This is a genomic window from Enterococcus sp. DIV1067f, from assembly GCF_050543505.1.
Taxonomy (GTDB): Bacteria; Bacillota; Bacilli; order Lactobacillales; family Enterococcaceae; genus Enterococcus_D; species Enterococcus_D entomosocium.
Window position 1 is genome coordinate 1,931,851 of record NZ_CP172940.1, and the last position, 24,358, is coordinate 1,956,208.

Here is a 24,358-nt window from a genome sequence, read left to right on the forward strand (position 1 = left end):
AAATAAGTATATCATAGCGAACATACTTTCGCCATCATTTGCTATGAAAGTTTCATGCGATTAAGCATAACTTAACATGTTTGATTTTCTAACATCTGATGTGAGGTTTAAACGATTTTGTCATATTTTTAAAGAGAAAGACTTGTGTGTTGAAGAAAAAATCCATATAATCTATAAATACGTTATATCTAAAGGGGGAATTTTCTTGAAAAGAAAACACATGTCCTTCGCTTTAATCGCGCTGATTATCAGCATTTTTACGCTATCAGTAAAGTCAGCAAGTGCGGAGGAAACTACGTATAAGATAGGAACAGATTTAACATTTGCTCCTTTCGAATTCCAAAATGAAAATAATGAATACGTTGGGATCGATATAGATTTATTAAATGCGATCGCAGAAGATCAAGGTTTTGCAGTTGATTTACGTCCTTTAGGTTTTGACGCCTCCATTCAAGGCGTGCAATCAAATCAGTTAGATGGCATGATCGCTGGGATGAGTATCACAGATGAACGTAAAGAGACCTTTGATTTCTCTGATCCTTATTTCGATAGTGGGATTCAAATGGCAGTAGCTGCTGACAATGACAGTATTACTAGCTACGAGGATCTTGAAGGCGAAACGGTCGGTGCAAAGGTTGGTACCGAAAGTGCTCGCTTTCTAGAAAGCAATAAAGACCAATATGGCTACGACATCAAATTATATGATGACGCTACTGGACTATATGGCGCTGTACGCAATGGTACTGTGGCAGCCGCTTTTGATGATTATCCAGTGCTTGGCTATGCTATCAACAATGGCGAACCGATGAAACTTGTCGGCGAACCTGAAAAAGGTGCTTCTTACGGATTTGCCGTCAGAAAAGGCCAAAACCAAGAACTCCTTGAAAAATTCAATGCTGGTTTAGCCAATATGAAAGCTTCCGGCAAATACGACGAAATCGTCAATACTTACATCACAACGTCTGATACAGATGCAGACACTAGTGAAATGGTGAAAGTCGAACCAAAGAAAGATGTTTACCGAATTGCTAGTGACTCCGCCTTCGCTCCATTTGAATTCCAAAATGAAGACAATGAGTATGTAGGGATCGATGTTGATTTAATGAACCGAGCGGCAGAATTGCAAGGGTTCAACATCGAATTCAATTTCATCGGTTTTTCCGGAGCTTTGCAAGCCTTGGATGGTAACCAAGCAGATGGGATGATCGCTGGGATGACAATCACTGATGAGCGTCGTCAATCCTACGACTTCTCTGATTCTTACTTTGAAAGCGGCATTCAGCTCGCTGTAAAAGAAGGCAATGATTCCATCAAATCCTATGAAGATCTAGATGGAAAAACCGTCGGTGCAAAAGTTGGGACAGAAAGTGCAGACTTCTTGATCGCCAACGAAGAGAAATATGGCTATTCCATCAAATATTATGATGCTGCCGATCAATTATATGCGGCTGTTAACGGTGGGCAAATCGATGCCATGATGGATGATTATCCAGTGATTGGTTATGCCATCAGCCAAGGTCAAAAACTAGTGACACCGATTGAAAAAGAATCTGGTGGTCAGTACGGATTTGCGGTGAAAAAAGGCCAAAATCCTGAACTGATCCAAATGTTCAATGAAGCATTGAAAGAAATGAAACGGACTGGGGAGTACGATCAAATCATCAATAAATACATTGAAGATGGATCTGCCACAGAAAAACGAGTGGATGAATCAACGATCACTGGTTTGATCAGCAACAACTATAACGTCTTATTAAAAGGATTATGGAATACCCTTTTACTAGCATTGATTTCTTTTGCCTTAGCATTAGTGATCGGAATCATTTTTGGACTATTCAGTGTTGCTCCAATCAAAGCATTGCGGGTTTTTGCAGGGATCTATGTTGATATCATTCGTGGTATTCCTATGATGGTATTGGCTTTCTTCATCTTCTTCGGTCTTTCCGATGCGATTGGTATCACGATTCCGGACTTTGCAGCCGGGGTCATTACATTGACCTTAAATGCCAGTGCCTATATCGCTGAGATCGTCCGTGGTGGGATCAACGCGGTGCCAAAAGGTCAGATGGAAGCCTCTCGTAGTTTGGGGATGACCTACACTCGGACAATGCAGAAAATCATTTTACCGCAAGCGATCAAAATCATGATTCCATCTTTCGTTAACCAATTCGTTATCTCGTTGAAAGATACAACGATCATCTCGGTTATTGGAGTCGTAGAATTATTGCAAACTGGGAAAATCATCGTTGCACGAACCACACAAAGTACCTATGTCTACTTGATCATCGCGATTATTTACTTAGTCGTGATCACAGCTTTAACGAAACTTGCAAAAGTTTTAGAAAAGAAGGTGAAATAGCATGAAAGAAAAAATCTTAGTTGAAAATCTTGTAAAAAAATACGGCGACAATACCGTATTGAACAATATCAATGTTTCAATCGCTGAAGGAGAAGTCGTTTGTGTGATCGGCCCTTCAGGATCTGGGAAATCGACGTTCTTACGCTGTTTGAACCGCTTAGAAGAACCAACCAGCGGCGATATTATCGTTGACGGCGCACATCTGATGGATAAAAACACCAATATCAATGCTGTTCGTCAACATATCGGCATGGTGTTTCAGCATTTCAATCTCTTCCCTCACTTGTCGGTTTTAGAAAATATTATTTTAGCTCCGATGGATCTAAAAAATGCTTCTCGGCAAGAAGCGGAACAAAACGCGATTCGTTTATTAGAGACGGTGGGTTTGGCAGATAAAAAAGACATGTACCCTGACAATCTGTCTGGAGGACAAAAACAACGAGTGGCAATCGCTAGAGCCTTAGCAATGAATCCCGATGTGATGTTGTTCGATGAACCAACCTCCGCCCTCGATCCAGAAATGGTTGGAGATGTACTCAATGTTATGAAGGATTTGGCAAAACAAGGAATGACCATGGTAATCGTTACTCATGAGATGGGCTTTGCCAAAGAAGTAGCAAACCGTGTGATGTTTATTGATGGCGGTAATTTCTTGGAAGACGGTACACCTGAGCAAATCTTTTCCAACCCTAAGCACGATCGTACGAAAGATTTCTTAGACAAAGTATTGAATATCTAAAAAAACCTCTGCAACAGCTCTTTTCTCGGACTGTTGCAGAGGTCTTTTTTTTTATTGATTTTTTCGTTTGGTTTCTTCTGAAATCCGCTTTTGATTTTCACCTAAAAATACTTTTGTATCGATAGGGTTGGCTTTGTTCGCCCCTCCGACGCCAGTATCAACCATCTTTCCCCAACCCTTCAATGGCTCTTTCCCTGCTGCACGAAGTTGCGCATTTTTTAAACGTAACGCTTGTTTTTTTGCTTCTTTTTTCGCTTGATGTTTTGCTTGCCACTGCTTTAAGATGCTCATCTTCATTCCCTCCTCTCCTTGTTATGAATCCTTACATAAATTCTTAGCAAACGGTATGCTGATTCCTGTTGACCTGGTAAGAGTAAACAGGGTTCACCTTTAAAATAGCAAATTTTTATTGAGTAGTTAAATCTATTATAACATTTCCTTTTCACCATCGTAAGCTGCAGATACTAATTTTACTAAAACCATGAAAGGACATTTGAAATCAAGTAGCCAGATCAGAAGCAACATGTTACACTTATTAAACAACACTCCCTCCAAACCAAAATAGGTATACAAACATTTTTCTTTTTTATTTTATAGCAAATGACGGGGTTTTCCTAATAAAAAACCAACATTAAAATAACATAGTAAGGCCAATAAAATCATTTTGGAGGAACCTATCTTATGAAAACCATCATTTTATTTTTCCCACTAATGATACTCTCCCTCTTTCTCACTGGCTGTACCTTGATTGACGAAATCATGGATGACAACACCAAAAGCAGTTTTTCACCAGAAGCAACGTCGTCTTCTCAATCTTTGTCAGCTGATTCAGAAACCAGAGCTTCTTCTTCCAGAACTGAGAACCATGCATCAGAACCCGCATCAGAAACAACTCATTCTCCTGATGACGTTGCACAAGCTCAGAGCAGTACCGAAACAGCTGCCCCTCAATTTTCGTATTGTGAACAATTGCAGATCGGGCTGCCGCGACGGTGGAATCGAACAGTCAACAAAGACTTGCTCCATCAACTGCAAATAGGAATGTCTTGCGATCAAGTTCTTGAAACCATGGGTGGCCTTCCTTCTTGGCGACTAGCAGTCGTAGGTGTGGAATCCAATGCCTGGATCAATTCCGATGGTGAAGCAATCATTGTCACTCTTATTAACCGAACCGTTTCTGATGTGGCCTGGCATGATCAGTTTTCTGAATCAGAAATTGAGTAATCCATTAAGCGATCTCACGTGACTGATATTGGTAAAACGCATGATGAAATTCAATCACCACTTTTATCAGAAGTCATCTAAAAAACTTGGGAGTTGAAGGATCAAATGAAACTGAGTCGACTTAGAAAAAAAATCCGGGAGCATAGCAAAAGAAGCCTTTTGCTTTCTTTGGGTATCAGTTGTTTTTTGCTTGGCGCTGCCCTCTTCTACAGCGAAAACCAGCCGGCAGCTGCCTACGAGCAGTTTTTAGAGATCGATTACTTAACTGCTTTACTGGAAGAAAGACCTTCCCCTGAGTCCATCAGCGATCTTGGCCTCGATCTCATCAAACGTAGTGATCGGGTAAACCAAGAGCGCAGTGCCATCAACCGAAAGCGGCGCCGCGAAAATGTGATCGTCACAGAAGAGACTAGAAAAGTTTTTTCTCCCGATCAAGGAGCAATGGTTGATGAAGTAAGAAAAGTAACCACTCGCTTACCTGATTCAGCCATTGATTTGTTATCAATAATGGTTGATAGCAGCGCTCTCGAGACAAAAAGAGTGCCTTTAGGTTCACGGGACAAACTGTCCAAAATCAGCTTTGATTTTGACTTTGATGATTCTGGTAATGAAAGATTAGCGAAAATCACATTGGTTGATGTCCCAGAATTTTTCGGTATTGATTTCTCACAATTCGAGAAAGAGGCTGATGTTGAGGAGATCAAAGAGACATTGATCGTACAGTATGGTTTAGATGCTCACATCAGGGACGTTAGCGCCATTCGGAGACTTTTCTTTGTTCATGAAGGATTTGAGTTTTACATTAGTCATACCTACAATCCGAATGGAGTCGGCATCACCGTCCAAGCGGTAGAACCATAAACGAAAAATAGTGAATCCCCCCTCTCTTTGCGGGATTAACAAAAAAAGCGTCCGCGAATACAAACGCAGGCACCTTTTTTCTACTTCTATTTTGTTTAGGCAAAAACGGTCGACCAATTGTCACGTTCATCAAGAAATTCTTGCGCTAATTTTTGCGCACCTTCTAAGGTATGGTTCGCCGCCCAACCGCATTGCACTTCATTGCTGGCAGGTACTTCAGTTGCTTGCAAAACATCCTTCATGGTTTTTTCTAGGACTGTCAAAATCTCTTCATAATCGTCATGATTCAAGACAGTCAGATAGAAGCCGGTTTGGCATCCCATGGGTGACCAATCCACGATATAATCTGCATGATTACGAATCAACTCTGCCGTCAAATGTTCTAAAGAATGCAGACTTGCCATATCCATATGTGCTTGGTTCGGCTGCTTCAAACGAACATCATATTTGATGATGGTATCATTTGTTCCTTGTTTTTTATCGGCAACCCGTACATAAGGTGCTTTGACTTTCGTATGATCCAAATTAAAGCTTTCAACATTCATTTTCATTGTACTTCTCTCCTACTCTTTTTGTGCTTCCACAAGCCAAACATACTCATTGATTTGCTTAAAACGACTGGTAAACCCATGTTGGCGAAAATATCGTTCGATATCCGCAGTAACTGGATAGTACTCCCGTTGCAGATCAGCGGCTAGTCGCTGGTGTCCAGCTTGCCGCGCTTCATCGATTAGCTCCATTTTTCGGGCTAGGGAAAGAAACATCGTATCCCCGAAAAGCACTTTCCCGCCTTTTGGCAGCATCGCCGCATATTTGCCGATTGCCCGTTGTTTTTCGTCCTCCGTAAGATGATGAAAAACATAGGTAGAAACGATCGTATCGATTACATCCGTGATTTCAGGAAAAATCTCCATATCACCATCTACAAAAGTCACTTTAGAAAGACTGGGTTTTGACTTGGCGATCCGCCGCATCTCTGGCGATGGCTCGATTGCCAGCACGCTTTTTCCTTGATCAAGCAGAGCTTGTGTTAGATTTCCAGTGCCACTACCAAATTCTACCACAGACTGCCCTGCTTTTTCAGCTATTTCAGCGAGTAACTGTTCATATTTGAAAAAAACCGCTCGATATTCTTCATCCTTACCTGCAACTGTTTCATCGTACTCAGCTGCCCAGTCAGAAAAAATTGGAATAAACTCTCTCCCCATCACTAGCTACCTGCCTTTTCAAACGCTTGCTCTAAATCTGCCTGCAGATCCTCACCGTCTTCGATGCCCACCGACAACCGAATCAAGCCATCTTTGATCCCAGATTGCTCACGAATTTCTTTAGGGATCGAGGCATGGGTCATCACGGCTGGCACTTCTACCAAGCTTTCCACGCCACCTAAGCTTTCTGCTAAAGTAAAAATCTTTAATGATTCAACAAATTCTGCTGTTTTCGATTCATCGTTTAGTTCAAAAGATATCATACCGCTATACCCAGACATCTGTGATTTGGCGATCTCATGACCTTCATGGTCAATCAATCCTGGATAATAGACCTTTGCGACAGCTTGATGTGCTTGTAAGTAGTGGGCAATTTTCATCGCATTGTTTTGATGTGCTTTCATCCGCAAAGCAAGTGTTTTGATGCTTCGTTGGATCAACCAGCTATCATGAGGCCCCAATACACCGCCAATAGCGTTTTGTAAAAAGGCAATTCTTTCGGCGATTAGCGGCTCTTTGGCAACCGCTAATCCAGCTACTACATCACTGTGTCCACCGAGATACTTGGTAGCACTGTGAATCACAATATCTGCGCCTAATTGTAGCGGCTTTTGAAAATATGGCGTCGCAAAGGTATTATCCACGATCGTCAAGAGATCGTGCTGGGCAGCTAGTCTCGCAACCGATTTGATATCCGTGATTTTTAACAGCGGGTTCGTCGGTGTTTCCAGAAAAATCGCTTTGGTCTCCGGAAGAATTGCTGTTTCAATAGCAACTAAATCATCGGTTTTGACAAGTGAATAAGTCAACCCACTTTTTTCTAATACTTGATGAAGCAAACGAAATGTCCCCCCATAAACGTCATCTCCTAAAATGACATGATCTCCTGTCTGAAAAAGCGTGAAGATCGCATGGGTGGCTGCTAATCCAGAGGCAAAAGCAAACCCTTGAGCGCCTTCTTCAAGATCCGCAATCAATTCTTCTAAGGCAAAACGAGTTGGGTTGCCTGAACGACTGTATTCATATTGCTTTGGCTGACCTAGAGCATTTTGCCGATAGGTAGATGTTTGGTAGATTGGCACACTGACTGCACCGGTGAGTTCGTCTTCGCTGATACCGCCGTGAATTACTTTTGTATTAAAATGCATTGTTTGTTCCTCCTATGAATGGTGTGATTGCTGATTCGCCAGCATAAATCTTTTTTGATAGATAGCGGTCGCCACCATCGGGAAAGACTGTGGCGATCGAGCTTCCGGTTGGTAATTCGAGGCTTTCTTTTACTGATGCTGCCATCACGGCTCCACTTGAACTTCCAACAAGCAGACCATAGTTTCTTGCCAAGTAACGAGTAAAGGCAAAGCCTTCGGCATCACTTATCGTATAAATGTTATCAATAAGCAAATCGTCAAAAAATTGTGGAATGAACTCAACACCGATCCCTTCAATCTCGTGGCCATGGGCAGGACCGCCGTTCAAGATTGATCCTTCCGGTTCAACAACAGCAAGACGAGTGCTTGATTTTTGCTTCTTTAAGTACGTCGCGACACCCGCAAAAGTACCACCACTGCCAGCGCCTGCAACAAAGCTGTCAATTTTTCCATGTAATTCCTGATAGATCTCAGGCCCCAATGTTGCTTGATAGGCTGCAGGATTGTTCTGATTATGAAACTGCAATGGCATAAAACTATTCGGCTGTCCTTTTGCTAATTCCTTTGCTTTTTCGATTGCCCCTTGAATGCCAGCTTCCGTTGGTGTATGAACGATAGTTGCGCCTAATGCCTCAATCAATTGCTGCTTTTCAATGCTGAATTTCTCTGGAATAACAAAAATCATTTTTAGTCCATGCTCGATCCCGGCAATAGCTAAGCCAATCCCGGTATTTCCGGCTGTCGGTTCAATTACTGTTGTCTCATGATTGATTGTACGCTCACGAAATGCCTCATCGATCAAGTACTTTCCTAAGCGGTCCTTAATGCTGCCACCAGGATTTAAATATTCAAGTTTCGCATAGATTTTACTTCCCTTTTTTCCGCCTAAAGCTGCGGCATCAAATTCAAAGAGCGGGGTATGCCCTATCAATTCTTTTACATTTTTAACGATCATCGTTTGGCTCCTTATTCAGATTTTTAGGCAAAACTTGTAAGCTTCATATACATATTTTGGCTTGCAATCATCAGCCGTCGCCATTGAAAGCGGTAAAAAAAAGCAAACAAAAAGGGGTACTGACTATTACATCAGTACCCCAAAAAAATGTCGTCTTATCCGGATAGAAGCGAATCACTAAAAAAATCAGCGATCTGCTGCGACAAAGGAACTAATAATAGGCATGACAAATGGGTATGCTGCTTTTTGCACCATACAACAACAACAGGTAGTTTGTGTGTTGAAGTTCGTCATGTCTTGTTCCCTCCTTTAATTTGCTTGTTATCAAAATAGCACGACTCTTTTTTTTTGTCAAATATTTTTTTAATCAACAAGTATCGATCAATGAACGTTTATAAAATAACATTAAAGAGGATAATAAGCAGTCACATAGGCATCCACGGCTTTGATCGCGGCTACAACATCTTCTGCGGATACCGTGAACGGCATATTGTGAATCGTCTCCCCTTCGATGGTTGCTTGTTTACCGACTTTCATAAGCTCTGCATCGCTAACATCAGAAAGATGCATTTCAGCTAATGTCGTTGGTAATTCCAACGCCTGATACAACTCAATATATTGGTCAATTTCATCAGGATCCGCGTTTTCCAGCATCAATTGTGTAAGTGTCCCGTAAGCAACTTTCTCCCCATGAGTCAAATCATGGACGTCTCCTTCAAGGGCTGTCAAGCCATTATGGATCGCATGAGCTGCTGCCAAACCAGCACTTTCAAAGCCTAAACCACTTAACAGAGTGTTGGCTTCCACGATTTGTTCAAAAGCTTCGGTAACGACTTGTTTTTTATTTGCTTGATAGGCTTTCAGTGCATTCTCAAAAAGAATCTCTTCGCATTTTTCAGCGATTGCCATGCCGGCAATTGGTTGAATACCACCCACCATATTCTTACTATGGCTTCGGGCAACGGCGCGTGCTTCGACATAGGTTGCTAGTGCATCCGCAATACCCGCTGCAAGTAATTTGGCAGGCGCTTTCGCAATAACGGCTGTATCCACTAAGACAAGTTCAGGGTTTTTGTTGTAAAAACGATATTTTTCAAAGCGACCTTCATCTGTATAAATAACAGAAAGTGCCGAAGTTGGTGCATCAGTAGAAGCGATCGTTGGCAAAACAGCAATCGGTATGTTTAATTCATCCGCAACAGCTTTCCCAGTATCGATGGCTTTCCCGCCACCTAATGCAGCAATTACTTCAATGGATTCGCTTTTGGCTTTAGAGACGATACGATCGATTTCATTTGCAGAAGCTTCTCCACCAAAAATTTCTTTTACCGGACCTAAATCAGCCGCTTTGAGATTTTCAAATAAATCTTCCCCGGCAATTTTCCAAACTGTTTCATCGGTCAAAAGCAGCACTTTCTTTCCTAGATCTTTAATGTGAGATAAACCATCCTTCAATACTCCTTTTCCTTGAACGTATCGTGACGGACTCGCAAATATTCTTTCCATTGTATCTCCTCCTTCAATTGGTCTACTTTTATTGTGACACACTAAGCAAGCGATTTCAAAGGAAAAGAAAAAAAGATGGCCAAGAAGATTCGATTCTCGCACATACTGCACATTTATAGCCATACAAACACTCATGCCCTTATAAAACTGATGGTTTTATAAGGGCATGAATTGGATTATTTACTTGTTATTTCTTTTTCCCACCAAAAGCATCTTTCATTTTATCAAAAAAACCTTCTGGTTGTTGTTCGGTGGTTTCATGACCACTAGCTTTTGCATAAGCCCGCAATGCTTCTTTTTGTTCCTCATTTAAGTTCTTAGGTGTGATCAGCTTCACTTTGACTTGTTGATCGCCATTGCCTCCTCCCCGTAAGCGAGGTGCTCCTTTACCGCGTAAGCGGAAGTTCGTACCTGTTTGGGTCCCAGCTGGGATTTTTAACTTCACATTCCCGTGAACGGTTGGCACGTTGACCTCATCTCCTAAAGCTGCTTGGACAAAGTTCAACGGCAACTCGTAATAAATCTCTGAACCGTCACGATCAAAAATATCACTTTCTTCCACACGGAAAACAACGTATAGGTCCCCATAAGGACCACCATTGGTTCCAGCTTCCCCTTGGCCAGATAAACGCATTTGTTGTCCATCTTCGACACCTGCAGGCACGTTGACTTTTACATTATGTTTTTTCTTTTCATGGCCAGTACCATGACAGGTTGTACATGGTTCTTTGATTTCTTTCCCAGTTCCATGACAAACATCACAGGTTTGACGGCTCATTACACGACCAAGCGGTGTTTGACGTTCAACATTGATAGTACCTGCACCATGACATTTATGACAGGTTTCTGGTGAAGTACCTGGTTTTGCCCCGTTCCCGCCGCAGGTATGACAGGTTTCTTCACGATTGTATTGAACAGTTTTTTCCACTCCGAAAATCGCTTCTTCAAAGGAAAGATCAACCGCATATTGCAAGTCTGCTCCTTGTCGAGGTGCATTAGGATTGGCTGCTCTGCCGCCTCCACCACCAAAAAACGATTCGAAAATGTCTTCAAATCCACCAAAACCGCCACCGGAGAATCCGCCACTGTTAAAGCCGCCGAATCCACCGCCATAACCGCCTCCGTAGTTCGGATCGGTACCAGCATGACCATACTGGTCATAAGCAGCTCTTTTTTGGGAATCACTTAATATTTCATAGGCCTCAGAAATCTCTTTAAACTTTGCTTCTGCATCAGGTTCTTTATTGATGTCTGGATGATATTGTTTTGAAAGCTTACGATAAGCTTTTTTGATTTCGTCATCCGAAGCCCCTTTTTGTAGACCTAAGACCTCATAATAATCTCTTTTGTCTGCCATTGGCTTCCCTCCACTCTATTCTTGCGTCTCTCGTATTTTAGCATATAATTCGCTCTAGAAAAATACGTTTCGCAAATTCATAAGAAAAAGCCAAAGCGGTGACTTTGGCTTTTTCACAAACAGCGATTATTTATCGTCACCGTCTACTTCTTCAAAGTCGGCGTCAACCACATCGTCTGCGCCGCCTTGTGCAGCTTCTGGATTTTCTTGTGCTTGTTGTTGTGCTGCTTGTTCGTATAATTTAACGGTTAAGTTTTGTACGATTTCATTCAAAGCATCACGTTTCGTTTTCATTTCTTCTAAGTTGTTTGCTTCAACCGCAGCTTTCAACTCATCACGAGCTTCTTCCGCTTTTTTGACTTCGTCTGCATCCACTTTGCCTTCAAGCTCTTTCAATGTTTTATCAACAGTGAACAACAATGCATCGACGTCATTGCGTAGATCAACTTCTTCTTTGCGTTGTTTGTCAGCTTCAGCGTTTGCTTCAGCATCTTTTACCATGCGTTCGATTTCTTCATCTGATAAACCTGAAGATGATTTGATCGTGATTTTTTGTTCTTTTTGTGTACCTAAATCTTTTGCAGAAACATTAACGATCCCATTTTTATCGATATCAAATGTTACTTCGATTTGAGGGATGCCACGAGGTGCTGGTGGAATATCCGTCAATTGGAATCTTCCTAATGTTTTGTTATCAGCAGCCATTGGACGTTCCCCTTGCAAGACATGGATATCGACGGCTGGTTGATTGTCTGCTGCAGTTGAGAAGACTTGTGATTTACTTGTAGGGATCGTTGTGTTACGATCGATCAGTTTTGTGAAGACAGCACCCATCGTTTCGATACCTAATGATAATGGTGTAACGTCTAGTAAGACAACATCTTTCACATCCCCAGTGATCACGCCACCTTGGATCGCAGCCCCCATCGCTACCACTTCATCTGGGTTTACTGATTTGTTTGGTTCTTTATTGGTTTCTTTACGTACAGCATCAACTACTGCCGGAATACGAGTTGAACCACCAACTAAGATCACTTCGTCGATTTCTGATTGTGATAGACCAGCATCTTTCAAAGCTTGACGTACTGGAATTTTTGTACGTTCTACTAAGTCTGCTGTTAATTCATCAAATTTCGCACGAGTCAAGGTCATTTCCAAGTGCAATGGACCAGCATCGCCAGCTGTGATAAACGGTAAGCTGATTTGTGTACTTGTTACACCTGACAAGTCTTTTTTCGCTTTTTCAGCAGCATCTTTCAAACGTTGCAAAGCCATTTTGTCTTTTCCAAGATCAATGCCGTTTTCTTTTTTGAATTCTGCTACCATGTGATCGATGATTTTGTTATCAAAGTCATCCCCACCTAGGTTGTTGTCCCCAGCAGTTGATAATACGTCAAAGACGCCATCACCTAATTCAAGGATCGATACGTCGAAAGTACCGCCACCTAAGTCAAAGACCAAGATTTTTTCATCTTTATCTGTTTTATCTAACCCATAAGCTAAAGCTGCGGCAGTTGGTTCATTGACGATCCGTTCTACTTCAAGACCGGCAATTTTACCAGCATCTTTGGTTGCTTGACGTTGTGCATCGTTGAAGTATGCAGGAACAGTGATGACTGCTTTTTCAACTTTTTCCCCTAAATAGTCTTCAGCAAATCCTTTGATGTATTGAAGAACCATTGCGGAAACTTCTTGTGGTGTATACGATTTGCCTTCAACTTCTACTTTGTATCCAGCTTCACCCATATGGCGTTTAATAGAAGAAATCGTATTAGGATTTGTCACTGCTTGGCGTTTTGCAACTTCCCCTACTTGGATCTCACCATTTTTGAATGAGACAACAGAAGGTGTGGTACGGTTTCCTTCTGGATTCGTAATGATTTTTGCTTCGCCGCCTTCAAGGACAGCAACAGCTGAGTTTGTTGTTCCTAAGTCGATACCGATAATTTTACTCATAAGTAATACACTCCCTTTTTTAATTTAAACATCTACTTATAGATAGAAAGAACTATTGTGCAACGATGACCATGCTTGCACGCAAGACACGATCATGCAATTTATACCCTTTTTGCAAGACAGTAACGATTGTGTCTGCCGGTGTTTCATCAGAGGCAGGTACAGTCTGCACCGCTTGATGCAAGTTCGGATCGAACATTGCACCTTCAGCAGGAATCTCTTCGATTCCCTCTTCTTTTAAGGCTTGACGAAGACTTTCAAGAACCATTTCAACGCCTTTTTTCAAATTCGCCGCTTGGTCTTGATCGACATCTGCTGCCATCGCTCGTTCCAAATTGTCGATTGCTGGCAACAGTTTTTTGCCAAGATCTTGCGAGCGGTATTTTTGTAAAAGTTCCCGCTCGTTGCGGTTACGTGAAGTGATATTTGCGATCTCTGCACGAGCACGCAGGAATTGATCTTCCAATTCATTATTCTTTTCTTGCAAAAGTTCCAATTCGCTTTTTTCCACTGTTTCTTCCTCTGGTTGAGGAGTCTGTGCTTCAGTTTCAGTTGATTCATTTGAAGATTCAGTTGTTTCTGCGGTTTCTTCAGCAGTTTTATCTAATTCTTCATCTAAACGCTCTTCTTTTTCCGTCACGTTTCAACCATCCCTTCTACGATTTGTTTCATTGCCGCTTATTCATTGGCAGCGTCTAATGCGCGATAATAATCGGCCAATTTTTTTGCTAACTCGCCTCGAAAAACTTCCATCAAACCAAACATCCGTGAATACGGCATACTTGATGGACCTAATAAAGCGATCGTTCCTTGTCCATGACCTTCGATTTCATAGCTAGCTTGGATCAGACTCATATTTTGTAACAAGTCATTGCCAAGCTCAGAGCCGATTCTGATTTGAATCGCAGAATCTCTTGGCGCCAGCAGCTGTGTCAGCTGATCTGCATTTTTCATAAATGAATACATCGATTTGAACTGACTAACATCTTGCGTCGGTTCAAAATCCAGAAGATTCATTCGCCCGCCGACGAAGATTTTTTCTTGAAAAATGTGGCTCAGCATCGTATCAAAGAGATCAACGATTCCGTCAGTCGTTTGAAAATACTTATGCAGAATCATAGGAATCTCTGTTCTTAAACGATGGTAGACCGTCATTAGAGGCTCACCGATCAATTTGTCGTTGATGATCCTTACCATTTTTTCCAAATCTTCGCTGCTCATCGATTCAGGAAGAGTAAAGACTTGATTTTCGACATTCCCTTTATCCGTCACGATGATCGCGATGATCTGTCGTGCATTCAATGGGACGATTCGAAAACCGGTCAATTTCCTTTCCTTCATATCTGGCCCGAGAGACAACGCTGTATAGCTAGTCAAGTTGGACAAGATCGTGGCAGACTGCTGGATGATTTCATTGATTTCATGAAAATCTTTTCCAAAAGAATGACGAATGGTTTGAATTTCGTTTTGGTCAACTTCCGATGGCTTCAATAAGTGATCAACGTAATAGCGATACCCTTTTATTGACGGCACACGCCCTGAAGATGAATGTGTCTTTAACAGAAGTCCAGCTTCTTCCAGCGCCTTCATCTCATTACGAATGGTGGCAGAGCTAGCTTCAACCCCATCTTCCATCAATCGCTTCGAGCCCGTGGGCTGACCAGTATTCGTATAATTTTGGATGATGAGGTGTAAAATCATTTGTTGTCTAGGTGTCAACATTTTATCCACTCCTCCGTTAGCACTCATTCCTATTAAGTGCTAACACGATTATAAATATACCATATTTGCTAGGAATGTCAAGTATTTGCATCACTTTTTTAGCACTCTTTCTAAGAGAGTGCTAAAAAAGAAATCAAAAAAAGAAGCAGCACGAAATGGCTACTTCTCTTACTCGTTCTTTCTTATTTTTCTCCATCCAAGAGAAATGCTTCAAACACTTCGTTGCCAATAAACATCCCAGCTTTCGTTAAAAAGACACGGTCACCTTGACTAGCCAACCAGCCTTTTTGAATCAACTGTTCGCTCGTTGAACCATAGATTTCCTGAAAAGACTTCCCGAATTTTTCTGCAAACTGTATTTTTGAAATGCCGACCTTTTTACGAAGGCCTAAAAACAGTTCCTCTTCCATTTGATTGCTGGTTGTCAATTCTTCGATTTCGTGGATTGGCAACTGATTTTCCTGTAATGGTTTCAAATAATGCTGGATTGGACCTTTGTTCTTGTAGCGAGTCTGTCCAAGATACCCGCTGGCGCCTGCCCCAAAGCCAAAATAATGTTCATTGTTCCAATACACTAGATTATGCAAGGACTCATACCCTGGTCGTGCAAAATTACTGATTTCATATTGGTTCAATCCAGCTTTTGTCATCGCGGCGATCGCCTCATCAAACATCTGCGTTTCAGCTTCTTGAGAAGGCAGTGCCATTCTCCCTTGGCGAACCCAGTTCATAAACATGGTTTTGTTTTCTAAAATCAAAGAATACATCGCATAGTGAGGCAACCCGAGATCGATCGCTCGCGTCAGTGTATCACGGAAGCTTTCTATGCTTTGTCCCGGAAGTGCATAAATCAAATCGATCGTCACATTCTGAAAATCATGTTTTTCCAGCAGCTGAATAGTTGAATAAACATCTTCAGCGGTATGCTTGCGGCCAATTTTTTTAAGCAAGCGATTATCAAAGGTCTGGACCCCCATCGACAAGCGATTGACTTGATGGTTTTTCAAAACCAGCATTTTTTCTTCACTCAAATCACCAGGATTTGCTTCCACTGTAAACTCTTTGGTTGTGTGTGTTGGCAGCAATTCATGCACACCTGACAGCAATCGATCCAGTTGGTTCGCCGAAAGCGACGTTGGCGTCCCGCCGCCGATATAAATCGTTTTCGCCTCATTGAGAGGCTGACGCAAGAGGGTCAGCTCAATTTCTTTTAGTAACGCTTCGATGTACTCATCCACTGGCTGCCCTTCTAAAAACACTTTGTTGAAGTCACAGTAGTAGCAGATATGTTCACAGAAAGGTATATGTATATACGCAGAAATATTTTGCGCGCTTTTTGTAGATGGATCGTTTATTGTTTGACCTTCAGGCATTCCTAAGTAATTCTCCTCTACCTTCTTTTTTGCTCCCACCGCTGAGAGCACCGGCACTCATTGTAGCATAGTTCTTAGAATTCTCCTATCACTTGGACTATTTTTAAGCAAGAAAAAACACCACTTCCAAGAAGTGATGTCTTCAAATATTCATAGAAAAAATAAAGAGCACTACTCTTATTAAGTACGGTAAAATACCGCTTTTGTTCTTATCCCGCCCAGAAAAAAATCTGTTTGTTACAAGAACTAACACTTCCCCCAAACTGTTAGCGCCACAATAGATAAGTTGTTGTTGACGGCTTACTTAACAAGAGCAGGACTCTTATTCATGAAAGACAATTGCTTGTCTTATCTGACTTAAGTATACCTTTTTAAAAAAATTAAGTCCTATCATCTTTTTCACCAGTCTATGAAAACGATGAGAATCTTCACCTTGGTAACAGTTATAAAATGTGCAGCAAAATATCGATCAGATAGCGGATCAACCGATACGCAATAAATAAGAAGAAAATATTTCCCAGCAAGAATTGAAAGACATAGCCAATCGATCCCTTAAAGGAGCGAAAACTGAAATAACGCGACCAACGATTGAACCCGTTTTGGCGGTTTCGTTTCAAACGATACGCTTCATCATACTTCATCTCCAAGAGGTCATAATAAAAAATCATCAAGGGTTGTTGCACAAAGAAAACTTTTTTATAGCCTGCCATCAACGTGTACTGCTTATTATTGGAAGGAAAGTTGCGATTGCCGTTTTTCTTCACGCGCATCGTTGTTCCATCATTCATTTGGAACGCATAATGATCCTCAAATTCTGTCAGTTGATGAATTTGCGGCACCTGATTTTCTTCTTCGAAAGCAAGTACGACCTCACTCGCTCGCTGATAAAGTGAAACCAACCACGCCATTATGCCTAGCAATATAACTAGCAAAATGATATTTAAAAGCAAACTTTCTTGTAACAAAAGTAAATAACCTAAGATAATCAAAATCGCCACACCAAGGGCAATCATTCTTCTACGGAAATAACTGCGATACATCAATTCAAAAGAGCGCCGATAATAGGCAAAATCTTCTTTAACAAAATCCATTTTTTCCACATCTTTCTGTGTTTAGGTTGCTGATAATGTATCAAAGATCCTTTTGAAAGTCAATTTCCCTCAAAAGTTTCAGCGTCTGATTTGTTTCAAACAAGAAAACGTTTTATAATGGAAGATGTAACAAAAAAAAGCGATGAAAGTAGGTTGAGATACGTGATATTACAAGAAACATTTACCTTGCAGAACAAACTGGCAATTCCTAAGATTGGCCTTGGAACCTGGCAATCTTCTCCAGAAGATGCTTACAACGCAACAAAATTTGCCATTCAAAATGGTTATCGACATGTCGATACAGCGGCAGCTTACAAAAACGAAGAAGCGGTTGGGAAAGCTGTGCGCGATTCAGGCGTTGCCCGCGATGAAATTTTTGTTACCACGAAAGTACCTGCTGAGTTAAAGACCTACCAAGAAGCGGTTGATAGCATTGATGCTTCTCTAAAAAAACTTGACTTAGGGTATATCGATTTGATTTTGATCCATGCCCCTCGTCCTTGGAAAATCATGGGAAACAATCCAGAAAACAAAGATTTTTATCTTGAAAACATCGATGTTTGGAAAGCATTAGAAGAAGCCTACTTAAGTGGAAAAGTAAAATCGATTGGTGTTTCCAACTTCGATCAAAAAGATTTGCAAAATATTTTTGACCATTGCGATGTGAAACCGATGGTCAACCAGTTTATTTACCATATTGGCCGCACAAATGAAGAACTATTGACATTTTGCAAAGCGCACGAAATTTTAGTGGAAGGCTATTCACCAATCGCTACTGGTCGTTTACTCGATAACGATGCAGTGAAGACGATTGCTGAAGCCTATGGAAAATCTATTCCACAACTTTCAATTCGTTACTTGCTACAAAAAGACATTCTGCCATTGCCAAAATCCGTTCATGAAGAATACATTGCTGACAATGCCAAAGTTGACTTTGAAATTTCTGAAGAAGACATGAAGAAATTGGATGAGTTGCAAGCTTAAGAATACTTGCGTTTAATTGAAAAAAGCAGTCCGATCAAGTCCAGTAAATACTGGTCATGGATCGGGCTGCTTATTTTCTTCTACAACTCTGTTTAGAAAAACAACCGTTTCTTAGTCTGTTAAAACTGAATTCTTCTTATGTTAGTTGTTCAAAGGTACCCCACACTTTTACTTCTTGTTCTTCTACCATTGTTCTGCCTTTTGCTAGAACCGTTTCTACTGCTAATGAGTCTTTGTTCAGCAAGCAAATATCAGCATCCATCCCTGCTGCAAGACGTCCCTTTTGATCAAGCTTCAATACTTTCGCTGGATTGGAAGTGATTGCTCGAATGGCGATCTCCAATGGAATCTGCTCTTTTTGGACTGCTTCTTTAATGCCTACCATCAGCGCTCGCGAACTGCCGACACCCAGACCTATGAATTGATTGTTTTCATCAAAGTACGGGAGGCTGCCTTGCCCATCAGAGGTCATGGTAAATTGATCCAGCCCGATCCCTTCTGCTAACAAACGCTTCAAACCTTTACTGAAGCGAACCTCATCGTCTTCTTTTTCCCAGAAATCAGGATCCTCACTTGCCGTAAAATCGATCGTTCCACCCATTTTTGCAAAAGCAATACTTGCTTCGAAAAGCTCGCTGGTTCGATTGGCATGTGTTGGTAAAAATTGACTGATTGGAATCTCTGTCTCTTCGATGGTTCGTAAAAGCAGCTCATATTTTTTCTTCCCTCCACCTAAGTGGACGTTTACGATTCCTGCTTTTCCAGAAAGCATCCCACCGACACGGGCATCCGCCACCGCACGGGTAAATTCTTCGAAACTCGGTTGTGAAGAACGATGGTCAGAAACGGCAATTTCACCGATACCAATAATTTTATCGATAGTCAAAAAATCTTGGATGATGGATTCCGTGACGGGCGTCAAAGGCAATCGATACGAACCGTCATAAAGATAAGTCGTGATGCCTTCCGCCTCTAGTCCACGCGCCTTACTGATCAAGGCAGTCATATCTCTGCCTACTCCGTCAGTCCCTAAACAGCCAACCACTGTCGTTACTCCTGCAGAGGTCAATTGACTCAGTTTCACTTCTGGTGTCCGGTTTTGAAAGCCGCCTTCCCCGCCACCTCCTAAGATATGAAAGTGGCAGTCAATAAAGCCGGGCACAGCGAGTAACCCTCTGCCATCGATTTCTTCAAGAGGAACCCCTGAGAATCCTCCTTCAATCGAATCTTGAATGGCAATAATTTTGTCTTCATTCAATAAAATATCTTTTTTTCCTAAATAGTCAGGAGCGTAAACCTCTGCTTGTCGTATCACCTTCATAAGTGCTTCCTCCTTGTGCCTGATTGCTTCTTATTGCAAGCCGATTGCGACCGCAATAAAGATAAAAATCGTTCCTAATACAAATAAGAAACCTTGCATTTTGATCTGGAATTTCGCCCATTTCACCCATTCGATTCTTGCGACACCCAAGACACCGATCAGACTTGCCGATACTGGAGTGAAGGCATCCATAAAGCCCGAGCCTAATTGATAAGCTAAGACAGCGATCTGTCTAGAGACACCTAAAAGATCGGCTAATGGCGCCATGATCGGCATGGTTAATGCAGCTTGACCTGAATTTGAAGTCACGATCAAATTGAAGAAGCTTTGGAAAATGTACATGAACCAGGCACCAATAAATGCTGGAACATTGCTTAACAAACCGCCGATGCTGTGCAAAATTGTATTCAACGCTGACGGCACATTGGCATCAGAACCGCCGAGAACCAGAAGAATCCCTTTGGCCATCCCCACAACGATTGCAGTTCCTGCCAATTCTGAGGCACCAGATTGAAAGGCACTCGCCACGTCATTCAAGCCCATATTTTCTAATTTGAAAAGAACCGCTATGATTCCTGCCCCTAAGCCCATAACAAAGAATTGAGAAGCAATCTCGGGAATATAGTAGCCTTTCTGCGTCACACCCCATACGATCCAGATCAAAACCGCCAGCATTTCAACCAAGATCAATTTATGACCTAATAAAAATGGTTTTTGCTCACTGGAGGTTTTTTCAAGGTGATTTCTAAAATACGCATCCGATTGATACGTTAGCGATTTCTCAGGATTCTTGCGAATTCTTTCGGCATAGATCATGAGGTACCCTGCGGATAGTGCGGTAACCACGACCCACATGATGATTCGGAACGTTGCGCCTGAAAGAACGGGAATACCTGCGATCCCTTGAGCTACTGCCACACTAAACGGACTCATCCACGAGGTGGCATTTCCAATCTGGGAGGCGACATAGGTGACGGTGACCGCCACGATCGAATCATACCCCAATGCGATCACGAAAGGCACCATGACCATCGAAAACGGAATGACTTCTTCTGCCATCCCAAAGGTAGCGCCCCCAAATGAAAAAGCAAAGAACAACAGCGGCAATGCCAAGCGTTCTAATCCACGAGTTTTGCTGATAAATGCAAAGATCCCCGCATCAATCGCTCCGGTTTGCATGATAATACCAAACGCACCACCGACCACTAGGATCAGTGCTGCGATCCCAACTGCTGAGCCGTATTTATCACCAGAAACCAATCCTTCAAAAACAAAATTTAAGAAGCCGAAACCGTTAAAGTCATCAGTTCCCCAAACCTTGGCTGTTTTGTGCAGTTTTTCAGAAGTATCATAAATTTTTTCGCCGTAAAGACTGTAAAGCGTGTCATCGGTCAGTCCCACCTCATCTAATTGACTCTGGGACAACTCTTTAGGCCCTTCAGCTAGAACAGCTGCTAAAGCCTCAGGATCGACATCTAATTCTTCCAACTCTTGTGGATCGTCTTCCAATTGATTCAACTGTTGATAGACGTATTCGTTATCTAACGGGTAGGCATAACGAAACGAATCTTGCATCAAGACCGTTCTGGTACTTATTTCCCCATTTGCATCGGTATACTCGATTTCTTGTGTACTGAATTTTCCAGCGGGAACTAAGAAAGTCAGCAACCACGCCAACAATACGACCCCAAAGATGATGACATACGTATGAGGCGTTTTCATTTTAGTTAAATCTTTCTTTTCTTTCCCCTTTTTCGCTTTTCTTCCAATTGTCACTTTTTCTCTCCCTTTCCCTTTGCAGCGTTCTGCATAAATTATCATTTTTGCCTATTTTTTAGTATATCGAAAAAACGTTTTTTCCTCATGGGGAAAGCATTAGAATTCAAATAAACTACGTTATAAAAAGAAAGAAAAAGAAAAAGTGAAAAGAAGCCAGAAACGCTTCTTTTCACTACGAATGCTTAGTTTTCTTCAGAAAGCCCATCAAAATAAGTTTCAGTGTCTCGTTCATCTTGCTTTAATTGTTCGATCAACGCTTGTGCGCCATTGAAAGCGACTTGATCACGTAAGAAATGATGCCAGCGGATCGCCACGGTTTCACCATAGATATCTTGGTGAAAATCGAGAATATAGATTTCAACTGTTAACTGGCGCCCCTGACCAAACGTATCATTGTGACCAATCGATCCCATCGATGGATACCACTTGTCACCGACTTTGATTTCCGTCACATAGACGCCTTCTTTTGGCAACCGAACGGTGCTCTTTACTTTGATATTCGCGGTTGGAAACCCAAGTTCTCGTCCTCTAGCATCACCGTGAACGACGGTTCCTTCAAATTCATAAATATACCCTAACAAGCGATTGACTTGTGCCATATCGCCATTTTGTAGGGCAGAGCGAATGCGTGTGGAGCTAACCTTTTCTTCATCAAACGATTCTTGCGCGACAGTCACAACTTCAAAACGATTTTCTGCATATGTTGGTAACAGCGCCATGTTGGCTATCTCTTTCTTGCCGTAGGTATAGTCGAATCCAGCAACAACAACTTTTGCATGCAGACCGATCATGTATTCATCCACAAACACTTGTGGTGCCAGATTTGCAAAAGCAGAAGTAAACTCAATGATATAAAGAATATCTACTCCAAGCTTTTCCATATGCGCTTCCTTTTGAGCCAAGCTGGTCAGGTATTGCATTTTTTCAGGATCGACTTTTTGGAAAACGATCGAGGGATGTTGATTAAAGGTCATTAATGCCAATTTTAACCCTTTTTCTTCTGCGATCTTTCGTCCTGTTTCAATGACTTTCTGATGACCTAGATGTACGCCATCGAAAAAGCCTAACACTAAGACGATCTCCTCTTCAGGAATCGTTGCGTGATCATAAGGGTGTCTCATTTCAATGATTTCCATGTTCATTCTCCTATTTCTGTACGGATGACTTTTACCGGTTTCATCATATCTTGGTATTTGTCATGAGCTTTATAGATACTGATCAATTGTTCTCGATAAAAAATCGCCACTAATTCCTCTGGGCGCTCTTGTAATCCAAACACGCTGAAAGGCAAGCGCATGCCATTTTTTACTTTCTGCCAGAGGTCCGCATCGATCGTCACTTGAACAAACTCCGATACCCCATATTCCACCGGTAGCAGTAGTTCCGAAACACGTTGTTCATCGACTGCCTTTTGCACCTCTGCAATCGTGTAAGATTGTTCTTTAGAAAAACCACCGCTTTTTAAGCGAGTCAAATCAGACATATGCGCGGGTACACCCAGCAATTTCCCTGTGTCGACCGCTAACGTGCGAACATAAGTCCCTTTTCCACAAGAAACTTCAAAACGCCAGCTTTGCGTATTGTCCTCATGAAAAACCGGCTCTGAAATTCGTTTGAAGGAATAAATTTCTGCTTTGCGCTGTGGCCGCTCGACAGTTTCATTGTTGCGAGCATATTCGTAAAGTCGTTTGCCATTGACTTTGACCGCCGAATACATCGGCGGGATCTGGGTAATCGTCCCCGTCAACTGTTTCATTGCCTGATCGATTTCTGTCTTCGTAAACGGACGAGTTAGTGCTTGTTGTTCAACGATATCCCCCGACCGATCTTCTGTAGTGGTACTGAAGCCCAAGGTGATTTCCCCGGTGTAGACTTTTCCAGAATCAACCAAGTATTCGACGATCTTCGTTCCTTTTCCGATACAAATGGGCAAGACACCATCCACGTCAGGATCTAGTGTGCCGCTGTGTCCGATTTTTTTTGTCTTTAATATTTTTCGTAATTTAAACACGCAGTCGTGACTTGTTTGTCCACGCTCTTTCCATAATGGTAAAATCCCGTCCATCTTATTCCTCCATTTCACTTCAACTTGCTTATTATAACATATAAAAAAAATTCATTGCACGACAAAATCCTTTTCGCTCCTTCTCATTACATGATAAACTAAGCATATAAGGAGGTCCTAAAATGGTTGTTTTAACGATAGGGTCATTTATTGGATTTGCCATCTTTTTGATCATGATTCAGCTCGGCACGATGCAGCGTTGGGAAGAAGCGTTTGCTTTGCAGATCATCCAAAGCCGTACGCCTTCTTTGACGCGCATGATGCACTTTTTTACCAATTTAGGAAAAGCCTTTCCGACAGTTGCGATCGCTTTACTATTGTTTGTCTTTCCATCATCGCGGGCGGATCTTGCACCAAAAACAGCAGTCAGTATCTTCATAGTATCAGCAGCTGCTTACCTGATCAAACGGATCGTCCGACGAGATCGTCCGATCGATCATCGTTTAGTTGAAGAAAAAGATCACAGCTTTCCTAGTGCCCATGCTGCCACATCCGCTGCCATGTACGGAACGATCGCCTTGAATCTTGGACAATTGGTTCCCTCAGCAGTCCTTCCGATGACTCTGCTGGCAGTTTTGTTAAGCTTTATGATCGGCTTTAGCAGAGTCTACTTAGGGATCCATTTTTTAACAGATGTGATCGGAGGCTGGCTCTTGGGGACAGGTGTTGCTGGACTGGTAACTTTACTGATGAATACCTGATGCTCTTTT

The 24,358-nt window shown here is 41.9% G+C and carries 22 protein-coding genes; 6 read left to right on the plus strand and 16 right to left on the minus strand.

Features of this window, described 5'->3' with window-relative positions; all coding sequences use genetic code 11:
* Window positions 1-205 precede the first annotated feature (205 nt).
* On the plus strand, window positions 206-2,359 hold the full coding sequence (locus tag IGJ42_RS08965) for an amino acid ABC transporter substrate-binding protein/permease (RefSeq protein WP_244731756.1): 2,154 nt from the start codon (window positions 206-208) through the stop codon (window positions 2,357-2,359).
* Window position 2,360: 1 nt separating this feature from the next.
* Window positions 2,361-3,098, plus strand: a complete 738-nt coding sequence (locus tag IGJ42_RS08970) for an amino acid ABC transporter ATP-binding protein (protein ID WP_005235668.1) — start codon at window positions 2,361-2,363, stop codon at window positions 3,096-3,098.
* A 51-nt stretch (window positions 3,099-3,149) separates the two neighbouring features.
* On the opposite strand, the gene IGJ42_RS08975 is transcribed toward IGJ42_RS08970, so the two are convergent.
* Window positions 3,150-3,389 (minus strand): hypothetical protein, encoded by a 240-nt coding sequence (locus tag IGJ42_RS08975; protein ID WP_008382185.1) that lies wholly within the window; start codon window positions 3,387-3,389, stop codon window positions 3,150-3,152.
* A 390-nt stretch (window positions 3,390-3,779) separates the two neighbouring features.
* On the opposite strand from IGJ42_RS08975, the gene IGJ42_RS08980 reads away from it, so the two are divergent.
* Together IGJ42_RS08980 and IGJ42_RS08985 are read left to right on the plus strand one after the other, a co-directional pair.
* On the plus strand, window positions 3,780-4,322 hold the full coding sequence (locus tag IGJ42_RS08980) for a hypothetical protein (RefSeq protein WP_016620337.1): 543 nt from the start codon (window positions 3,780-3,782) through the stop codon (window positions 4,320-4,322).
* A gap of 105 nt (window positions 4,323-4,427) precedes the next feature.
* Complete coding sequence (locus IGJ42_RS08985; protein ID WP_430615211.1) at window positions 4,428-5,183, plus strand: Tat pathway signal sequence domain protein; 756 nt, start codon at window positions 4,428-4,430, stop codon at window positions 5,181-5,183.
* A gap of 95 nt (window positions 5,184-5,278) precedes the next feature.
* Here IGJ42_RS08985 and IGJ42_RS08990 read toward each other — a convergent pair whose 3' ends face one another.
* The 11 genes from IGJ42_RS08990 to IGJ42_RS09040 all read right to left on the minus strand — a co-directional run bounded on the left by IGJ42_RS08990 (window position 5,279) and on the right by IGJ42_RS09040 (window position 17,499).
* The gene (locus IGJ42_RS08990; protein ID WP_008382180.1) at window positions 5,279-5,734 is read right to left on the minus strand and encodes an S-ribosylhomocysteine lyase; all 456 of its coding nucleotides are present in this window, start codon (window positions 5,732-5,734) and stop codon (window positions 5,279-5,281) included.
* Between the two features lie 12 nt (window positions 5,735-5,746).
* On the minus strand, window positions 5,747-6,391 hold the full coding sequence (locus IGJ42_RS08995; RefSeq protein ID WP_430615213.1) for a class I SAM-dependent methyltransferase: 645 nt from the start codon (window positions 6,389-6,391) through the stop codon (window positions 5,747-5,749).
* Between the two features lie 2 nt (window positions 6,392-6,393).
* Entirely contained in the window at window positions 6,394-7,539 is a 1,146-nt protein-coding gene (locus tag IGJ42_RS09000; protein WP_430600993.1) for a cystathionine gamma-synthase, read from the minus strand.
* Window positions 7,529-8,494 (minus strand): PLP-dependent cysteine synthase family protein, encoded by a 966-nt coding sequence (locus IGJ42_RS09005; RefSeq protein ID WP_016611883.1) that lies wholly within the window; start codon window positions 8,492-8,494, stop codon window positions 7,529-7,531. The genes IGJ42_RS09000 and IGJ42_RS09005 overlap by 11 nt, the downstream gene beginning before the upstream one ends.
* Window positions 8,495-8,899: 405 nt before the next feature.
* Complete coding sequence (locus IGJ42_RS09010) at window positions 8,900-10,000, minus strand: glycerol dehydrogenase (protein WP_008382170.1); 1,101 nt, start codon at window positions 9,998-10,000, stop codon at window positions 8,900-8,902.
* 187 nt (window positions 10,001-10,187) lie between these two features.
* Window positions 10,188-11,357 carry a molecular chaperone DnaJ gene (gene dnaJ / locus IGJ42_RS09015; protein WP_005235650.1) on the minus strand — a complete coding sequence of 390 codons (1,170 nt, stop codon included), beginning with the start codon at window positions 11,355-11,357 and terminating at the stop codon, window positions 10,188-10,190.
* Between the two features lie 126 nt (window positions 11,358-11,483).
* Window positions 11,484-13,313 carry a molecular chaperone DnaK gene (dnaK, locus tag IGJ42_RS09020; protein ID WP_005235649.1) on the minus strand — a complete coding sequence of 610 codons (1,830 nt, stop codon included), beginning with the start codon at window positions 13,311-13,313 and terminating at the stop codon, window positions 11,484-11,486.
* 52 nt (window positions 13,314-13,365) lie between these two features.
* Window positions 13,366-13,953 (minus strand): nucleotide exchange factor GrpE, encoded by a 588-nt coding sequence (gene grpE, locus IGJ42_RS09025; RefSeq protein ID WP_005235647.1) that lies wholly within the window; start codon window positions 13,951-13,953, stop codon window positions 13,366-13,368.
* A 38-nt stretch (window positions 13,954-13,991) separates the two neighbouring features.
* Window positions 13,992-15,035 carry a heat-inducible transcriptional repressor HrcA gene (gene hrcA / locus IGJ42_RS09030; RefSeq protein ID WP_008378117.1) on the minus strand — a complete coding sequence of 348 codons (1,044 nt, stop codon included), beginning with the start codon at window positions 15,033-15,035 and terminating at the stop codon, window positions 13,992-13,994.
* Window positions 15,036-15,217: 182 nt separating this feature from the next.
* The gene (gene hemW / locus IGJ42_RS09035; RefSeq protein WP_008378119.1) at window positions 15,218-16,408 is read right to left on the minus strand and encodes a radical SAM family heme chaperone HemW; all 1,191 of its coding nucleotides are present in this window, start codon (window positions 16,406-16,408) and stop codon (window positions 15,218-15,220) included.
* A 443-nt stretch (window positions 16,409-16,851) separates the two neighbouring features.
* Entirely contained in the window at window positions 16,852-17,499 is a 648-nt protein-coding gene (locus IGJ42_RS09040) for a hypothetical protein (protein WP_430615215.1), read from the minus strand.
* Window positions 17,500-17,616: 117 nt separating this feature from the next.
* Between IGJ42_RS09040 and IGJ42_RS09045 the strand changes: the two genes are divergently transcribed.
* Window positions 17,617-18,483 carry an aldo/keto reductase gene (locus IGJ42_RS09045; RefSeq protein WP_005235638.1) on the plus strand — a complete coding sequence of 289 codons (867 nt, stop codon included), beginning with the start codon at window positions 17,617-17,619 and terminating at the stop codon, window positions 18,481-18,483.
* A 136-nt stretch (window positions 18,484-18,619) separates the two neighbouring features.
* Here IGJ42_RS09045 and iadA read toward each other — a convergent pair whose 3' ends face one another.
* From iadA to truB, 4 genes are all read right to left on the minus strand, one after another.
* Entirely contained in the window at window positions 18,620-19,804 is a 1,185-nt protein-coding gene (gene iadA / locus IGJ42_RS09050; protein ID WP_142437131.1) for a beta-aspartyl-peptidase, read from the minus strand.
* A 30-nt stretch (window positions 19,805-19,834) separates the two neighbouring features.
* Complete coding sequence (gene yfcC, locus IGJ42_RS09055; protein ID WP_176273503.1) at window positions 19,835-21,526, minus strand: putative basic amino acid antiporter YfcC; 1,692 nt, start codon at window positions 21,524-21,526, stop codon at window positions 19,835-19,837.
* Between the two features lie 239 nt (window positions 21,527-21,765).
* Window positions 21,766-22,719, minus strand: coding sequence for a riboflavin biosynthesis protein RibF (gene ribF, locus IGJ42_RS09060; protein ID WP_034878526.1), 954 nt, complete (start codon window positions 22,717-22,719; stop codon window positions 21,766-21,768).
* A 2-nt stretch (window positions 22,720-22,721) separates the two neighbouring features.
* Window positions 22,722-23,648 carry a tRNA pseudouridine(55) synthase TruB gene (gene truB / locus IGJ42_RS09065; RefSeq protein ID WP_016610162.1) on the minus strand — a complete coding sequence of 309 codons (927 nt, stop codon included), beginning with the start codon at window positions 23,646-23,648 and terminating at the stop codon, window positions 22,722-22,724.
* Window positions 23,649-23,770: 122 nt separating this feature from the next.
* On the opposite strand from truB, the gene IGJ42_RS09070 reads away from it, so the two are divergent.
* Window positions 23,771-24,349 carry a phosphatase PAP2 family protein gene (locus IGJ42_RS09070; RefSeq protein WP_005235629.1) on the plus strand — a complete coding sequence of 193 codons (579 nt, stop codon included), beginning with the start codon at window positions 23,771-23,773 and terminating at the stop codon, window positions 24,347-24,349.
* The last annotated feature ends 9 nt before the right edge of the window (window positions 24,350-24,358 follow it).

Bases quoted from the DNA above. Each gene is read 5' to 3' on its own strand.
- dnaJ (WP_005235650.1), bottom strand. From the start codon at position 11,357: ATGGCAGACAAAAGAGATTATTATGAGGTCTTAGGTCTACAAAAAGGG.
- IGJ42_RS09005 (WP_016611883.1), bottom strand. From the start codon at position 8,494: ATGATCGTTAAAAATGTAAAAGAATTGATAGGGCATACCCCGCTCTTT.
- ribF (WP_034878526.1), bottom strand. From the start codon at position 22,719: ATGGAAATCATTGAAATGAGACACCCTTATGATCACGCAACGATTCCT.
- IGJ42_RS09000 (WP_430600993.1), bottom strand. From the start codon at position 7,539: ATGCATTTTAATACAAAAGTAATTCACGGCGGTATCAGCGAAGACGAA.
- truB (WP_016610162.1), bottom strand. From the start codon at position 23,648: ATGGACGGGATTTTACCATTATGGAAAGAGCGTGGACAAACAAGTCAC.
- hemW (WP_008378119.1), bottom strand. From the start codon at position 16,408: ATGCCTGAAGGTCAAACAATAAACGATCCATCTACAAAAAGCGCGCAA.
- IGJ42_RS09070 (WP_005235629.1), top strand. From the start codon at position 23,771: ATGGTTGTTTTAACGATAGGGTCATTTATTGGATTTGCCATCTTTTTG.
- IGJ42_RS08980 (WP_016620337.1), top strand. From the start codon at position 3,780: ATGAAAACCATCATTTTATTTTTCCCACTAATGATACTCTCCCTCTTT.
- IGJ42_RS08985 (WP_430615211.1), top strand. From the start codon at position 4,428: ATGAAACTGAGTCGACTTAGAAAAAAAATCCGGGAGCATAGCAAAAGA.
- IGJ42_RS08990 (WP_008382180.1), bottom strand. From the start codon at position 5,734: ATGAAAATGAATGTTGAAAGCTTTAATTTGGATCATACGAAAGTCAAA.
- iadA (WP_142437131.1), bottom strand. From the start codon at position 19,804: ATGAAGGTGATACGACAAGCAGAGGTTTACGCTCCTGACTATTTAGGA.
- dnaK (WP_005235649.1), bottom strand. From the start codon at position 13,313: ATGAGTAAAATTATCGGTATCGACTTAGGAACAACAAACTCAGCTGTT.
- IGJ42_RS08970 (WP_005235668.1), top strand. From the start codon at position 2,361: ATGAAAGAAAAAATCTTAGTTGAAAATCTTGTAAAAAAATACGGCGAC.
- IGJ42_RS08975 (WP_008382185.1), bottom strand. From the start codon at position 3,389: ATGAGCATCTTAAAGCAGTGGCAAGCAAAACATCAAGCGAAAAAAGAA.
- IGJ42_RS09010 (WP_008382170.1), bottom strand. From the start codon at position 10,000: ATGGAAAGAATATTTGCGAGTCCGTCACGATACGTTCAAGGAAAAGGA.
- hrcA (WP_008378117.1), bottom strand. From the start codon at position 15,035: ATGTTGACACCTAGACAACAAATGATTTTACACCTCATCATCCAAAAT.
- yfcC (WP_176273503.1), bottom strand. From the start codon at position 21,526: ATGAAAACGCCTCATACGTATGTCATCATCTTTGGGGTCGTATTGTTG.
- IGJ42_RS09045 (WP_005235638.1), top strand. From the start codon at position 17,617: ATGGAAGATGTAACAAAAAAAAGCGATGAAAGTAGGTTGAGATACGTG.
- IGJ42_RS09040 (WP_430615215.1), bottom strand. From the start codon at position 17,499: ATGGATTTTGTTAAAGAAGATTTTGCCTATTATCGGCGCTCTTTTGAA.
- IGJ42_RS08995 (WP_430615213.1), bottom strand. From the start codon at position 6,391: ATGGGGAGAGAGTTTATTCCAATTTTTTCTGACTGGGCAGCTGAGTAC.